Source organism: Sphingomonas sp. Leaf34 (assembly GCF_001421805.1).
Taxonomy (GTDB): domain Bacteria; phylum Pseudomonadota; class Alphaproteobacteria; order Sphingomonadales; family Sphingomonadaceae; genus Sphingomonas.
In genome coordinates this window covers 654,537-669,306 of sequence record NZ_LMLC01000002.1, presented here as the reverse complement: position 1 = coordinate 669,306, position 14,770 = coordinate 654,537, and the positions used below count along the sequence as shown (strand labels likewise).

Sequence of the window (14,770 nt, the reverse complement as noted above, 5' to 3'; positions counted from 1 at the left end):
GTAGCGGAACTAAAGATACCCATGGTATCTTTTAGCGGCGTACTTGCTGGAGTCTATCATGCCTGCCGAGATCCGTTCTTCCTCATCTTGCGTTGCACTACCGTCGATGCCACCGCACGCGTCCGCAAAATCCAGCGCTGACGTACAGTTGACGACAGGCGCGAAAGGGTCGCCCGAAGAGCGCGCGGCCAAAACGGTCGCGCAGATGACGCAGGACGAGAAGTTTGCGTGGATATCTGGTCCGATGGCAATTCCCGTCGGTGACGTGCAGAAGCCGGCAGGAGCGTTGGGTTCGGCCGCATATTATCCGGCTATTCCTCGCCTCGGCATTCCAGCTCAGCAACAGACCGACGCCAGTCTCGGGATCAGCAATCTGGGCGGGGTACGGCCGGGCGACAACGCAACCGCTTTACCGTCCTCGCTGCTGCTGGGGGCCGCATTCGATCCCGAGGGTGCCTATGAGACAGGGGCGCTGGTCGGACAGGAAGCGCGTGCGAAGGGCTTTAACGTCCAGCTAGCAGGCGGCGCGAACCTGATCCGCGAGCCGCGCGGCGGGCGCAACTTCGAATATGTCTCCGAAGATCCTTTATTGACCGGCGTCATCGCGGGCAGCTCGGTCGCCGGCATCCAGTCTCAGGGTGTCGTCGCCACCGTCAAACATTTCGCGGTAAACGCGCAGGAGACCGGGCGGGTCTTGGTCAGCTCCGACCTGTCCCCGGCCGCCATGCACGAGTCTGATCTGCTTGCCTTCAAGATTGCGATCGAGATCGGAAAGCCGGGATCGGTGATGCCGGGCTACAACCTCGTCAATGGCGATTGGGCGTCGGAAAATGCCTACCTCATCAACACGGTCCTCAAAGGCGAGTGGCAGTATCCAGGTTGGGTGATGTCCGACTGGGGTGCCACCCATTCCACGGTCAAGGCGGCGCTTGCCGGACTTGACGTGCAGTCGGGCGCCAGCCTCGATCCCGAACCCTACTTTGGCGCTCCGCTCCGTGCGGCCGTTGAAGCGGGCAAGGTGCCGCAGGCGCGGATCGATGACATGGTTCGGCGCCAGTTACGCAGCCTTTACGCGATCGGCGTCATTGATCGCCCACCCCAGCCGGGAGCGCCGATCGACTATATGGCGCACCGTCTGGTCGCCCAGCGCGCGGCCGAACGCGGTCTGGTGCTACTGAAGAACGAAGGCGATGCCTTGCCACTCGCAAAAGGGGCAAAGCGCCTGCTGGTTATCGGCCGGCATGCCGATGTCGGTGTGCTGGCTGGTGGAGGATCCTCCACGGTGGCGCCGGTCGGCAGTCTGTCGACCGACGGCCTGTCGTTCATGGGCACAGAGATGGAGAAGGTCTACCACCCCTCCTCGCCGCTGACTGCAATCAGAGCGGAGGGCAATGCGGCCGTCGTCGACTTTCTCGACGGTAACGATCTTGCTACTGCCATCACCGCAGCGCGCGAGGCTGATGCGGTCATCGTCCTCGCCGAGGAATGGCGCTCGGAAGGGCTCGATATGCGGGGACTCGATCTGCCGGATGACCAGAACGCACTTATCGACGGCGTAGCGGACGCCAACCCAAGGACGATCGTCGTCGTGGAATCGGGTGGTCCCGTCGCGATGCCGTGGCTGGAAAAAGTGTCCGCCGTCATCGCCGCGTTCTATCCAGGGTCGGGTGGTGGCGAAGCGATCGCGGGCGTGTTGTTCGGACGGATCAACCCATCGGGACACCTGCCCGTGACATTCCCCGCCAGCGTCAATCAGCTGCCGCACCCCGAGCAACGCGATCCCGAGACAACGACATCGAACCCAGGCATGGAACCAAAGGGCGGCGTGTTCCATGTCGATTATAATGTCGAAGGGTCCGACGTCGGTTACCGCTGGTATGCGCGGCAGGAGCTGAAGCCGTTGTTCCCGTTCGGACACGGCCTGTCTTACACCAGCTTCCGAACTAGCGACCTGTCCGTTCACGCCTACAAAGGCAGCCTCACCGCTGCCTTCTCGGTAACGAATATCGGGGACCGTGAGGGTACTGCCGTGCCTCAGGTTTATGTCGCGCTCCCCGGCACGGACGGATTCGTTTCGCGCCTGGTCGGCTTCCACCGCGTCCATCTTGCCCCGGCCGCAAGCGAGCAGATCGAGGTGCAGATCGACCTTCGTCTTCTGGCACGGTATGACGCTGACGCGTCCATGTGGCGGATCGCGGCAGGCACCTACGAAGTGCGGCTGGCGAGCACCGCAATCGATCCGGGTATCCGGGCGACACTTGAACTTCCTGCAACGACATTAGCGCCCTGACGCCTGTCTGCCGGTCCCGAAGGACTGCCTAACGCCACGGCATCAACCTGATCATCGTACCCACGATCGATAACGACCAACCAAAGGATATTGACCATGAAGACCATCATCTCTCTTGCCGCCCTGACCCTTGCTGTGAGCGGCCTGTCGGCCTGCTCAACCTTGAAGGGCGCGGGCGTCGGCGCGGCGGGTGGCGCCGGTGTGGCCGCTGCCACTGGAGGTAGCGTTGAAAAAGGCGCGGCTGTGGGTGGTGCCGGTGGTGCCGTCGTAGGCACGGTCGCAGACTAAAATCATGCCGGCGGTTGTGTAAAAGCCAACCGCCGGCTTTTGTCTCTCTTCATCTTGTTCGGATACGAAAGCATGCAATTGCTCATCGTCGGGGCAATGGGGATGGCCGTTGTCATCGCCGGTTCGACTAGCGTCCAGACGTCCTCAACGCCCTTGCCGCCTAAAGCACGGTACGTGGCAATGGGCAGCTCATATGCCGCAGGACCCGGTATACCCGATCCGGTCGACGCCAACACCCGCTGCGCCCGCTCGACCAACAATTACGCGCATCAGTTTGCCCGCAAACGGGGGTTAACGTTGATCGACGTGTCGTGCAGCGGCGCAACCACGAACGATATACTTACCGCGTCGAGCGACACGCCGGCTCAGATCGATGCCATCACTCCCGAGACAAGCCTAGTGACCGTCACGATCGGCGGTAACGACGTCGGCTTCGTTACTTTGCTGGGATCGGCGTCATGCCGCCAGTTGGGTATCGGGAAGCAGCTGCTTGGCGGCAAGTGCCCTAAACCGCCAAAGCTTACCGAGCATACGTGGCGCAATCTTGCCGTATCGATGGAACGCATCGCAGCCGAAGTACGTGTTCGCGCACCTCGGGCGCGGCTTGTCTTCATCGATTACCCCATTGTGCTTCCCTCGAGCGGACGATGCGCCGCAACGCCAATGTCGACCGGAAAGGCAGATGCTGCCCGGAATATCGCAAATCGGCTAGCAGTTGCGACCGCTGCTGCTGCCCGTTCGAGCGGCGCAACTTTGGTGCGGGCGTCGTCGCTATCGAGCGGCCACGACGCATGCAGTGCTACGCCATGGATTAACGGTTTCCCTTTGCCCGGCCAGCCCCGGTTCGTGCCTTACCACCCGAACCTTGACGGGATGGCAGCCGTCGCTCGGGCTCTAGACGCAACGATAACACAGATACGTTCATAGGCTCTTGGTGGATCGGCTTGGCTGACCTCCAAGAGCCTGAACGCGGATCGATTGAAGCAGAATCTGGCGCTCGATGGCTTCACCATCGATGATGCGGACATGGAGACGCTGGCCGCACTTGATCGTGGTCCCGGGCTCGCCTGGTCGGTCGGCGATCCGGTCGCGACCCAGTAACGACCGTGACACCCGATCGCGGTTCGGAGATCGGGTGTCGCCTCGCATTATCTCCGTCCGCTCGATCGGCGTGTCATGCCATGGCCTAATAGACAAGGCTCTCCGTAACCGGTTCAGGCCGCAGGGTGTCACCGCCCCCCAATTGGGAACGGCCAGCGAGACGGCACGGGCATTCCCGAAATCGATCGAATTTCGGGAATGTCCGAGTTGGGCAGGAAAGCGGACATCCCGCTTAAGCAAGATTGATGCTGTCCAATATCCAGCGTCTAAACCGCGCGATCTTCCGGGTGTTGCGGCGTCCGGCTGCGCAGACAATCCAATAGGCTTCGCCCTCGGTCGCGAGATGGTCGAACGGCATGACTAGTTGACCATCGGCTAACTCCCTCCGCCAGAGAGCCGGCGTCAGCATCGCCAGACCATGTCCGGCAAGCGCCGCCTGACCCTCGGCGTTCTGAGAGTCCAACTGTATGCCGGCCACGGGAATGGTGTGCGCCGTCAAGCCTTGCGCCCTCAGCCAAACGTCCCACCAGTGATCGCCTGGATTTAGCCGCCTCAGGCGCAGCACATGGGAAGGCGCGATCGGTTTTGAGAGGTGCGCGACTAGCGATGGGTGGCACGCCGGCGCAAAATCCAGATCGAACAAGCGGTCCGCGGCTAATCCCGGCCAATTGCCGCGGCCTGAGCGGATCGCGATGTCGATATCCTCGGCGGCGAAGTCGACAAGGCGGTCGGTCGCGTCCAATCGGATGTCCAGTCCGGGCTGCTCAGCCTGAAAGCGACCGAGATGGCGCGCGAGCCAGCCATTCGCCATGGTGGCTGTTGCGGTAAGCCGAAGGATGGCATCGTCATCGCCGCGCAACTCCTGGAACGCCGCGTCGATCTCGTCCAAGGCCAAGGTCAATCGGCCAGCAGCGCGCGCGCCAGGAGGCGTCAACGACACCCGCCGTCCGGCCCTGATGAATAAGGGCGCACCGAGCCGCTCCTCGAGCACTTTAACCTGGTAGCTGACCGCCGCTTGGGTGATGCCGAGCTCACCCGCGGCGGCGCTGAACGTGCCATGCCGGGCCGCCGCTTCGAACGCCCTTACAGCTGGTAATGGGGGCAGTCGTCTCATTCTTGTTGAATAAGACGGCTTATAAGCGGCGTCCACTATTCGGTTAGTCGGGCCGCTGCCACGACCCTAGTTGCGTTCCAAGACACAGCATTGGAGCAGACCATGGACGACTGGCTTTCGAAGGAGTGGGCTGACCATCAAGCGCAATTCAGCGCCGATTTGTCGACCGGCATAGCTCGTATTGTGATCCGCCTGAGGAACATGGGATCGGCGGGATTTTGGCGCCGCAGAACGCGGACCCGCGGCTGATGCCGACCTTCCAAGCGCCTTCCTACTCTCCAATGCGTACCTCCCTAGGCTTGCCCATCCTTGCCGCCTGCCTCGGAGTCAGCATGTACGCCGGGATGGATACGTTAATGAAGGAATTGGGGCTGGCGATTGGTGCCTACTCAGCCTTATTCTGGCGTATGGCGGCGGGTGTCTTCATCACGAGCTCGCTATATCTTCCGCAACGGAATGAATGGCCGACCAGATCAGTCTTTAAGTTGCACGCGGCAAGAAGCTTGGTCGTTGCCGTCATGGGAGTCGCTTTCTTCTGGGGTATCACGCAGTTACCTCTTGCAGAGGCTGTAGCTTTATCGTTTGTTGCCCCGCTGATTGCTTTGGGCTTGGCTGCCTTCTTTCTGAGGGAGCCGGTCGGATTACGCGCCGTCGCCGGATCGGTACTTGGCCTGCTCGGCGTTGCCGTAATTCTTTCCGGTCGCCTTGGGGAAGGCGTCCAAGAGCAGGCATGGTGGGGCGCGGGAGCTATTCTAGGGTCGGCCGTACTCTATGCAATCAATCTGGTCATGGCTCGCCACCAAGCGCAGTTGGCAAAGCCGCTTGAGATCGCGGCGTTTCAGAACGCCTTTGTGCTTGCGTTTCTGTCACTTGGTGCCCCTTTTTTCGTGACGCTGCCTGAAGGTGTCGGGCAATGGAGCGCAATCGTGGCAGCGGCCGGCTTCGCGGTCGTATCGCTGTTGCTAACGTCGTGGGCTTACGCTCGAGCAGAAGCGCAAGTACTGCTACCGATGGAATACACTATATTCATCTGGGCAGCTATGGCCGGATGGTTGTTCTTCGACGAAACGCTAACGGTGACAACGCTGGCGGGAACGGTCCTAATTGTCAGCGGCTGTCTGATCGCTGTACTGCGCGGCGATCCATTGCTCCCCGAAGGTGAAGCGTCGATCTGACCACTCAAACATATCTGTCGCACACCGGCCAATGTCCGGCTCTGGGCGTTTCTGCCAATATCTGCGTTCCCAAAAAGGAACGTGGGGCGGGGGAAGCGGCACTGCCAATCGAGCTGACGGCCACAGGCGGGTTTCCCTTTCCCAAAATCTGTTCCCGAATCGAATTTCTCGAAATCGCGAATTTTGATGGGGAAACGGGAAATTTGGAGTGACGTAAAACACATGTTTGGCGACACAGCACCGTCCGCAAATTCACGACAATTAACGTGAACGTTGCATCGCACTATCTCCATATTGGCGCGACTGTCCGACAACCCCTGTCGCATTGAGAATGTATGCGACAACCTCGAAGGCATGGTTTTCCGTCAGGTGAGCAACGACCGCAGTTTTTGCACGGCCTCACCAAACCCAACAGTTCGCTATCGGTCAGGATCGCTCGCTGCTGGGCCGATCCCCGAAGTGCCCCGAATGGCCGGTCCGTCCGAAACCCGCCATTCAAAGTACTTCTCTGGAACGGCGGCTAAGTCCCAATTTTCGCCGTTCCCGCGGCGCTGAAGGTTGATAGCGGACCGATGAATGAATGTCGGAAGTTGGGAACACGAAAAGGCTCCGGGAATGGCGACTTATGGGTCATGATGTCTAAAGGGATTTGAGGCCCATCTTGGCAAATTCTTTGCGAGAACGAAGCTGTGCGAGCTAGGTAGGCTATGAATAAATGGTTCGTGTAGCGCAGCTGTCATCGGACTAAATTAAAGCGTATAAATGGCACAATTGATCATAGGTGACCGCAAAATCTGAACTGCCATCGTCTAATGCCGCAAGTTTGGCGGTCCTGATGTAGATAAAGCGGCGAAAAGGTCGGTCCTGTGTCGGCCGCATCTCTCCGCATAGCGATTGCCGTTTCGGATCGGAACCAATTTCGATACGAATATGCGCTGAAGTAGGCACGGCGAGCGCGCGCAAGACTGAATTCCGTTCAGCTGCCTCCCAATCGGACTCGTCCGTTGGGGTGTTATTATAACGGTTGGACGAACTACCAGGTGATGAATGGCCCACCGGTGCTTTCACGCTTACGATCCGCAGCTTGTCATCCGTCTGATGATCAGCATGGTTTTGCCTGGCAAACATCGCCGCCAAAGTTAGCGCGGTCACGCAGCATGCCACCAAAAGGCCCAACGGCAGTAGACGAGAGGATGTAGTCACTGCTCGTAGCTCATCGGTTTCGGACGTTACTGAGTACGCCAAGCCAGTTGGGTGCCGCATGGGAAAGTTCACCGTTTTCCGAGAAAGCCGCCGGTCCGTCTGCGGCATTCTGCAATTTCCACATGAACCAGGCGGTGGGATAGCCGAGCAGCGGATAGGCGCCGATGTTGCAGTATAGCGGTATGCCAACGCTTTCGCAGCCTGGATTACCCTGAATCTCGCCATGGCTTCCGCCGGCAATCATGCCCATTACCTTATCGATCTTACTCGATGTCGGCGCGTAATATCCGAGGTTCGTCGGCAAGCTGGATGCGGCATCCAAATCGCCACCAATGTAGAGAATCGAACCGTGGGTTACCTTCGCCAACGCACCCAGATCGATCGTGCATTTGGCGATCACGCAGAACGGCCGGATTGGCGTCTCGATCGGTACGTACGTTTTGAAGATCGGCGTATTGCGCGAGAACAGAAGCGTCGTCGTCGCGGCTCCCTGCGAATGACCGACGAGACCGACGTTATCGGCGTCGACCTTTTCGTAGAAAATGCTGCCGGTATTCTTGGCTAAATCAAGCAGGAAACTAGCCGTATCGAGTACTGTGTCTCCCTGTCCGGTCGCGCCGTCGCGCGAACGGATGACGATGAACCCCCAACTCGCAAGATGGCGAAGGAAGAAAGCGGCGTAGTCTGCAGTGATCCCGTCCGACGTGCCGTCTGCAAATACTATGGCTGGATGGTGAAAACCAGTCGTTTCCTGCTTCAGCGGGTTTGAGCCGAGATCGCTGGGATACCAAATATCGCAGACATTGCCTTCGCGGTCGCACGGGCGAGTAACCATGGTCGCCGTTGCCCACGGGCCATCCGCGGCATATCGGCGTTCGATCGGACCCGTAGGTTGATAGGTCGTCGCGGACGCAACTTGCGGAAGAAGCATAGCAAAAATGGCGCAGAGCATGGGCAAACGCATAAAACGTATCCTGTCTTATTGCTGTCGAATCACGGGGTATCTGACAGGTTAGAGTAATTTTGTCATTTCAGAGATGTTTTGATCTTCGAGTTACGAGAAGATCTCCCTAAGCATTGTCTTTAACATCTCGGCCAGCGAGCGCTGCGCGTATCAATGCTTGCGTTTCCGCCTGTAACGGCGGAGCGGTATAGGACAGAGTCTGGGTCATACCGACGACGAGCAGGTCGTTGGCGGGGTCGATCCAGAACCATGTTCCTGCCGCCCCGTCCCACTGATAGGTGCCGATGCCGACGGGCACGTCGGCAAGCGCAGGATCGGTGACGACGCTGCCGTTCAGGGCGAAGCCACGGCCGGGGCCAATGCGCTGGTGACCCATTACGAAACCGTGCTCGATCAGGGTGTCCGGCAGGTGATTGCGCGTCATCAGGGCGACCGCGCGTTCGGACACGATCCTGACACCCGCCAACTGTCCACGGCCGAGCAGCATAGCCGCGAACCGGGCGTAATCTCGGGCGGTGGAAACAAGGCCGGCGCCACCGAGCGATCGCGTTGGCTCGCTCGTGGCGTCGGTAAACATCGGGTTCGGGATCCAGGCCAGCGGCGAGTCCGGCGCTTTGAGATAAAGCGTCGCAAGCCGGTGTTGCTCGCTTGGCGGTGTCTGAAACCCCGTATCCCGCAAGCCGAGCGGTTCGAATACGCGCTCGCAGAGAAACGCGCCGAAGGCTTGGCCAGTGAGGCGTTCGATCATCGCGCCCTGCACGTCCATGCCGAGACTGTACCGCCACGACGTACCGGGCTGATACGCTAGCGGAACCCGTGCCAGCCGCGCCATCATCTCGGCCAGCGTGTCCGTGTCCCATACACCTGCAGCCTGGTAGGCAGCGTCGACCGGATCGCCGGGATTGGATAGCCGGGTGCCATAGCTGAACCCGGCGGTATGCGTGAAAAGATCGCGCAAGGTCGGTGCGCGATGTGGTGGTTCGACGCGCATGCTGCCATCGGGGTTCAGCCCGGTGAAAACCTGGAGGTCCGCAAACTCCGGCAGGTGCTGCGCGATCGGATCGTCGAGCGTCCAGCGGCCCTCGTCCCACAGCACGAGCATCGCGGCGGCGGTTACGGGCTTGGTCATCGAGAAGATACGGAACAGGTCGTCGATCGCGGCGGGCGCGTCGCTGGCGATGTCGCGCTTCCCCAGCGCCACTTCGTGACAGACCTGGCCGTGGCGCGCGACGATCATGACCGCACCGGCGATCGTCCCACGATCAATATGCGCCTGGATCGCCTCATCCATCGCGGCCAGGCCGGCGCTCGACAGGCCGACCGTTTCGGGCGTGACCACCGGCATCTCTACCGCCGCCATCAGATCGTCCCGGATCGCACGATCGCGGCGAGATGATGCGCGCTGGGTTTCGGCGTGCGGGCGAACGTGTCGTAGTCGACATGGACGAGTCCGAAGCGCTCGCCATAGCCGCGGGTCCATTCGAAATTGTCGAGCAGGGACCAACAGATATAGCTGGCGACCGGAATGCCGTCGTCGAGGCATTGCCGCACTTCGGCGATCGCAGCGTCGATGAACGCGATACGACGCGTATCGTCGTGCGTGGCGATACCGCTCTCTGTCACCAGGATTGGGCGACGGATCCGCGCGTGTGCGAAACGGATCGTGTTACCGAGTGCCTGCGGATAAAATTCATACCCAGCCGCGGTCAGTTCGGCATCGGGGGTAGGGGGGATCTGTCCCTGAGCGCCGACCCGTATCCGCGTATAGGTCTGCACGCCGACGAAATCGGCCGCCTTCGCCGCCGCGATCCACGGGCCGTACAGCATTTCGGTCACGGCATCGGCCAGATGGCCTTCGCCGACGCCCTGGACGTCCTGCATCGTCAGCGTGACGCCGACCGGAAAATTGCCCGGCCCCGCCTTCATCGCGGCCGCCGCCTTCGCCTGCGCATCGAGCATGACCGGCTCACAGGCGGCGAGCGGCGCGAACAGCAACGACGAAAAACGGTCCGAGCCCGACAAGCGCGCGCATTCCGCCAGCATGGCGTCTGCAGTCGGGCCGATCACCGTGCCACCGCGCAGCAGCACCAGCAGCCGCTGGATGTTCGCCTCGTTAAACGGGATGGCATAGGCGATCAGGTCGCCGAGCGCGCCGGTCGTCCGCTCGACATAGCGCGCGAACAGGTCGGCGCCGTCCGCCACCTCGAACCCGCCGCGTGCTGCGAACCAGCGCGGTACGGTGAAGTGATTGAACGTAACAATCGGTGCGAGACCGCGCGCATGCAGCGCCTCCAACGCGCGCCGGTAATGATCGAGCGCCGCCTGCGAGAAGCGGCCGGGCTCGGGTTCGATCCGCGACCATTCGATGCCGATCCGGTGGCAGTTGAAGCCGAGGCCGGCGGCAATGTCGAAATCCAGCTCGTAGCGATCCCAGCTGTCGCAGGCGTCGCCGGAGGGTTCGGCATAGGATGTGGGACTGACCGTCTCGCACAGCCAGGCGTCCGAATTGACGTTGTTGCCTTCGGTCTGGTGCGCCGAGATGGCAGATCCCCAGAGAAAGCCTGGGGGTATCGGGCGGCGCGGACTGTCGGGCAACGGTAATCCTTTACGGTTTGGGATCGAGCGGGGGATAGAGCCGCAGCATCGTGTCGGAGAGCGCCTTGAGAGAGCGGTGCACGCCGTCGGTGTTGTTCATGAACGTGGCCTCGAGCGCGAGCCCGCGAACTGCGGCGACATAGAGCTCGTGGACGGCCTCGGCCTCGGGATGCGGCTCCAGGCCGGCGGCGCGAATGCGCTCGTTGCTCCAGCGGTGGGCCTGTTGGTCGATGCGGCTCTGCAATGCGCGCAATGGTTCGCCCAGACTCGGATCTGAACGCGAGGCGAGCATGATCTCCATCACCGCGATGCCCGCGGGACGGCTCATCACCTCCCACATCGTGTCCGGCAGCACCCGCAGCCAGGTGACCGGGTCCATCGTCGTGGTGGTGCGGTCGTATAGTGCACCATCCTCTTCGAAGACGGCCTCGACGACAGCGAGCATGAGATCGGTCTTGGCGGGAAACTGGTGCGTCATCGCACCGCGGCTGACGCCGGCTTCCTCGGCGACGGTGGTGATCGTCGTCGCGCTGTAGCCGACGCGGTGCAGGCAGACGATCGCCGCCTGGATCAGCTTGGCGCGCGTGTCGGCGCTGCGTTCGGCCTGCGGACGGCGCTGCTGAGACGGGCGCGGAGACGGAGACTTAGGGTTCGGATCGGTCATGCGACGCACCCTAACGGGGCGGCGCGGCGGCACCAGCATGCCGTGGCTCATGCCAGATGCTCCTGCCAGAAGGCCGCCATGTCGGCCCAGGCCGCAACGCCCTCGGGAGTGTCGGCCAGGAGCGGCTGGAAGACATGCGGCATGCCCTCGAACACTTCGAGGCGCGACGATCGCCCGGCGGCCCGCAACGCGCGGTGCAGCCGGACGCTGTCGCTCAGCAGCAGTTCGCGCGTGCCGACCTGAATCAGCGTCGGCGGGAAGTCGGTGACGTCGCCGTGGATCGGCGAGGCCAGCGGTGACCTCCAATCGGCGGGCGCGGCATAGCCACGCACGCCCATCTCCAACCGGTTTCGATCGAGATAGTCGACCGACGCCAGGGTCTGGTTCGTGTCGCCCTCGCTTGCGAGATCGACGACCGGGGAGAGCAATGCGAGTGCCGCCGGGACCGTCTCGCCACGGTCACGCAGGAGCAGTGTCGCAGCCGCTGCGATGCATCCGCCAGCGCTGTCACCGAACAGACCGGGCACATGGCCTTCCCAGTCGATGATCGCGGTCCAGGCCGCTACGATTTCGTCCAGGATCGCGCGATGATCGGCGCGGGGGGACAGGGTATAGTCGATCGAATGCACGACGCGTCCGGTGCTCGCTGCTGCCAGCGTCGCGGTCAGTCGCGAGGACTGCGCAGAGCCGGTGGCGAACCCGCCGCCGTGGATGTAGACGAGGGAGGTCGCACCCACCTTCGCGTCCTGCGGCGTGATCGACAGCACCGGGACGCCGCCTGCGTCCCAAGCCGACAGCGTCGGCGACAGTTTCGCGAGTGGTGCAGCGATCATCGTCTCCGCCCAAGCCGCCGCTTGCGAGGCCGCCGCATCGAACTCCTCCTGCGATACAGGGATCGGCTGCGGCGGCATTGCGGCGATCATCGCACCGATCATCCGCAGGATCGCGCCAGCTTCGGGCGACACCGATGCGGCGACGAACAGGCGTGGATCGTCAGCCTCGCGGCTAACACCGGGACCGGATGGCTCAGAACTTGGCATCGAGGCTTAGTCCGATGACGCGGCGCGAATCCGTACCGCTGATCTGCGAATAGGATCGCGGATCGAGCTGCAACGCGGCGGTCGGTGTCGCGAACCGGACCGCCGGGCGATAGACGTCGAACAGGTTGCGCCCGAACACCGCGACGCCGAAGCGCTGGCTGGCGAACCGCATGCCCAGGCGACCGCCGAACAGCGCGACCGGAGCGTTCTGCAGGATCGGGTTGAACGCCGCATCCCAGTTAATGCGCGAGGTGTAAACCATGTCCGCTTGCGCATAGGCCTGCGTGGTGGACGACAGGTCGGCGGCGTATTCGCCGCTGGCCGTGACCTTCCATTTCGGCGTGCCGACCAGCCGGTTGCCACCGGCATCGTCGACAGCGCCGCGCGCAACGCCGCCAATGACCTGCGGCACGCAGCCCTGCGCCGCGGTCTGTTGCTGCGCACACGCGACCAGATAGCCGTCGCCGTAACGCGCATCGTTATAGACCGCGCCGAGATTGAACGAGAGGCCACGAGTCGGTCGCCCGAACAGGTTGAATGACACGCCCTTGGTCGTCAGCGACGGTGCGTTGCCGAAGATGAAGGCGGCAGCGACCGGGTCGAAGAACTGCGCCTGGAAATCGTCGACCTTGGTATAGAAGCCGGCAAGGCTCGCGGTCATCCGCCCGCCGAATGCCGAGGCCTTAATCCCGACCTCGCCGGACTTCGGAATCTCCGGGCGGACGAGCACCGGGATGGTTGGTCCGGACGCCTGGTCGTTGAGCGATGGCCCCTTATAGCCCCGCGTATACGTGCCGTAGACCATGACGTCGCGGGTCACGTCGAACTGCGCGCCGACGCGGTACGAGAAATAATCGTCGTCGGCCTTGCCGCGAACCGGTGAGAGGCTGCCGATTGGTGCGAACGCGCCGGTGGCGAGGGTCGCGCCGGTGCGCGCGGCGACGCTCTCGTTGCCGTACCGGCCGCCGAGGATCAGGCGCAGCGCCGGCGCCAACCGCACCGTCGCCTGCCCGAAAGCGGCGACGCTGGTGGTCTGCGCGTGCGTCGTCAGCCGCTGGCCGAGCGGGAAGGGGACGCCCACGTCGGTGGCGACCGGCCCGAGCTGCTGGACCGAGCCGTCGAATTCGCTGTCGAAGTAATATAGCCCGGCGACATATTCGAGCGTGCCGCCGGATGGCGACGTCAGGCGGAATTCCTGACTGAAATTATGCGTGTCGGACGGCCCGGTCTGGTTCAGCCGGTACACCGGCACGCTGTCGACGTCATAGGCCGGCACCTCGCCCTCGACCGCACGATAGGCGCTGATCCAGGTCAGCGTATGCGCGCCGATCCGCATGTCGATCTGGTTCGATACGCCGTAGCTTTCGGTCCAGCCCCGGTTGCCGCCATTGATGCAACCCTGCTGGTTCTCGGTTCCGAGGGCGATCCCGCACGCAGTAAGACGCTGCGTCAACCGGCTGCCCGGCGTCGAGGCGAACACCGACCAGGGCGCTCCGCCACGGCGGTCGGCATTGCTGTAATCGCCGATCAGGTTGATCGTGATGTCGGACGTCGGTTCCCACAGGAAGCGCGCGCGGCCGGCGTAGTTGCGTTGCCGCTGCCAGCTGTCGTCGAAGCGGTTATACTGGTTGCGGGGCGCCTGGGCGAACGACCCGGCGACGCGCAACGCCGCATTCCCGGCGATCGGCAAATTGACGACCCCGCGACCGACATAGGTGTCGCGCGTGCCGATGTCGGTATGCGCGATCACTTCCAGCCGCGTCGGGTCGGGCGCGTTGGTGACGATGTTGAGCACGCCCGCCGACGAGTTCCGCCCGAACAGCGTACCCTGCGGCCCTTCGAGCACTTCGACACGGGCGACGTCGAACAGCAATGGTGGATTGGTCGAGGTGCCGGCCAGCGCGACATTGTCGACGACTACGCCGACGCTCCCTTCCGACGAGCGCGAGAACGAGACGCTGCCGATCCCGCGGATGCTCAGCGCGCCGAACGGGCCGGCGGTATTGAGCGCAGGCGCACTGCGCGTCAGATCGGCGACCTCGTTGACGTTCTGGCGGGTGAGCTGGTCGCCGGAAACGACGCTGACGCTGATCGGAACGTCCTTTAGCCGCTCTTCGCGCTTGTTCGCGGTCACGACGATGTCACCGGCCTCGGCCTGTTCCTCCGCTGGCGCGGCGACCGCGGTCGAGTTCGGCGCAACGGTCTGCGCGAGGCCCGGCGTCCATGCCGTGAGACAGGCGGTGCTGCACAAGGCAGCGAAAATCCTAGCGTCCATGCTTCCCCTCCGTTCGACGATCGAATGCCGCCGATATACGGTTCTCTACATGGTCATAAAC

At 62.5% G+C, this 14,770-nt stretch carries 13 protein-coding genes; 5 read left to right on the top strand and 8 right to left on the bottom strand.

The genetic code is table 11. From position 1 onward, the window contains the following. Positions 1-58: 58 nt before the first annotated feature. The 4 genes from ASF00_RS08205 to ASF00_RS19155 all read left to right on the top strand — a co-directional run bounded on the left by ASF00_RS08205 (position 59) and on the right by ASF00_RS19155 (position 3,679). Positions 59-2,290 carry a beta-glucosidase gene (locus ASF00_RS08205; RefSeq protein WP_200910504.1) on the top strand — a complete coding sequence of 744 codons (2,232 nt, stop codon included), beginning with the start codon at positions 59-61 and terminating at the stop codon, positions 2,288-2,290. A 96-nt stretch (positions 2,291-2,386) separates the two neighbouring features. Continuing rightward, positions 2,387-2,578: a hypothetical protein gene (locus ASF00_RS08200; RefSeq protein WP_055876845.1), complete on the top strand. Its 192-nt coding sequence runs from the start codon at positions 2,387-2,389 to the stop codon at positions 2,576-2,578. A 39-nt stretch (positions 2,579-2,617) separates the two neighbouring features. Then, positions 2,618-3,505, top strand: coding sequence for an SGNH/GDSL hydrolase family protein (locus tag ASF00_RS17940; RefSeq protein ID WP_082446296.1), 888 nt, complete (start codon positions 2,618-2,620; stop codon positions 3,503-3,505). A 51-nt stretch (positions 3,506-3,556) separates the two neighbouring features. Next, positions 3,557-3,679 carry a hypothetical protein gene (locus ASF00_RS19155; protein WP_268795092.1) on the top strand — a complete coding sequence of 41 codons (123 nt, stop codon included), beginning with the start codon at positions 3,557-3,559 and terminating at the stop codon, positions 3,677-3,679. A gap of 232 nt (positions 3,680-3,911) precedes the next feature. Here ASF00_RS19155 and ASF00_RS08195 read toward each other — a convergent pair whose 3' ends face one another. Next, positions 3,912-4,793, bottom strand: a complete 882-nt coding sequence (locus ASF00_RS08195) for a LysR substrate-binding domain-containing protein (RefSeq protein WP_055876841.1) — start codon at positions 4,791-4,793, stop codon at positions 3,912-3,914. 248 nt (positions 4,794-5,041) lie between these two features. Between ASF00_RS08195 and ASF00_RS08190 the strand changes: the two genes are divergently transcribed. Beyond that, positions 5,042-5,968, top strand: a complete 927-nt coding sequence (locus ASF00_RS08190) for a DMT family transporter (RefSeq protein ID WP_082463304.1) — start codon at positions 5,042-5,044, stop codon at positions 5,966-5,968. 744 nt (positions 5,969-6,712) lie between these two features. Here the strand turns inward: ASF00_RS08190 and ASF00_RS18395 are convergent. From ASF00_RS18395 to ASF00_RS08160, 7 genes are all read right to left on the bottom strand, one after another. Continuing rightward, on the bottom strand, positions 6,713-7,120 hold the full coding sequence (locus tag ASF00_RS18395; protein ID WP_156348243.1) for a hypothetical protein: 408 nt from the start codon (positions 7,118-7,120) through the stop codon (positions 6,713-6,715). A 61-nt stretch (positions 7,121-7,181) separates the two neighbouring features. Beyond that, the gene (locus ASF00_RS08185) at positions 7,182-8,135 is read right to left on the bottom strand and encodes a hypothetical protein (protein WP_156348242.1); all 954 of its coding nucleotides are present in this window, start codon (positions 8,133-8,135) and stop codon (positions 7,182-7,184) included. Positions 8,136-8,241: 106 nt separating this feature from the next. Next, positions 8,242-9,495, bottom strand: coding sequence for a serine hydrolase domain-containing protein (locus ASF00_RS08180; protein ID WP_200910503.1), 1,254 nt, complete (start codon positions 9,493-9,495; stop codon positions 8,242-8,244). Beyond that, positions 9,495-10,730, bottom strand: coding sequence for a glycoside hydrolase family 1 protein (locus ASF00_RS08175; protein ID WP_055876835.1), 1,236 nt, complete (start codon positions 10,728-10,730; stop codon positions 9,495-9,497). Before ASF00_RS08175 ends, ASF00_RS08180 begins: the two co-directional genes overlap by 1 nt. A gap of 10 nt (positions 10,731-10,740) precedes the next feature. Further along, positions 10,741-11,445, bottom strand: a complete 705-nt coding sequence (locus ASF00_RS08170) for a TetR/AcrR family transcriptional regulator (RefSeq protein WP_082463303.1) — start codon at positions 11,443-11,445, stop codon at positions 10,741-10,743. After that, positions 11,442-12,434: an alpha/beta hydrolase gene (locus ASF00_RS08165; protein WP_055876834.1), complete on the bottom strand. Its 993-nt coding sequence runs from the start codon at positions 12,432-12,434 to the stop codon at positions 11,442-11,444. Before ASF00_RS08165 ends, ASF00_RS08170 begins: the two co-directional genes overlap by 4 nt. Beyond that, entirely contained in the window at positions 12,421-14,709 is a 2,289-nt protein-coding gene (locus tag ASF00_RS08160) for a TonB-dependent receptor (protein WP_055876830.1), read from the bottom strand. Before ASF00_RS08160 ends, ASF00_RS08165 begins: the two co-directional genes overlap by 14 nt. Positions 14,710-14,770: the final 61 nt, after the last annotated feature.

Excerpts from the sequence above, each read along its gene's own strand:
- ASF00_RS08205 (WP_200910504.1), top strand. The coding sequence starts at position 59 with ATGCCTGCCGAGATCCGTTCTTCCTCATCTTGCGTTGCACTACCGTCG.
- ASF00_RS08200 (WP_055876845.1), top strand. The coding sequence starts at position 2,387 with ATGAAGACCATCATCTCTCTTGCCGCCCTGACCCTTGCTGTGAGCGGC.
- ASF00_RS08195 (WP_055876841.1), bottom strand. The coding sequence starts at position 4,793 with ATGAGACGACTGCCCCCATTACCAGCTGTAAGGGCGTTCGAAGCGGCG.
- ASF00_RS08190 (WP_082463304.1), top strand. The coding sequence starts at position 5,042 with ATGCCGACCTTCCAAGCGCCTTCCTACTCTCCAATGCGTACCTCCCTA.
- ASF00_RS08185 (WP_156348242.1), bottom strand. The coding sequence starts at position 8,135 with ATGCGTTTGCCCATGCTCTGCGCCATTTTTGCTATGCTTCTTCCGCAA.
- ASF00_RS08180 (WP_200910503.1), bottom strand. The coding sequence starts at position 9,495 with ATGGCGGCGGTAGAGATGCCGGTGGTCACGCCCGAAACGGTCGGCCTG.
- ASF00_RS08170 (WP_082463303.1), bottom strand. The coding sequence starts at position 11,445 with ATGAGCCACGGCATGCTGGTGCCGCCGCGCCGCCCCGTTAGGGTGCGT.
- ASF00_RS08165 (WP_055876834.1), bottom strand. The coding sequence starts at position 12,434 with ATGCCAAGTTCTGAGCCATCCGGTCCCGGTGTTAGCCGCGAGGCTGAC.
- ASF00_RS08160 (WP_055876830.1), bottom strand. The coding sequence starts at position 14,709 with ATGGACGCTAGGATTTTCGCTGCCTTGTGCAGCACCGCCTGTCTCACG.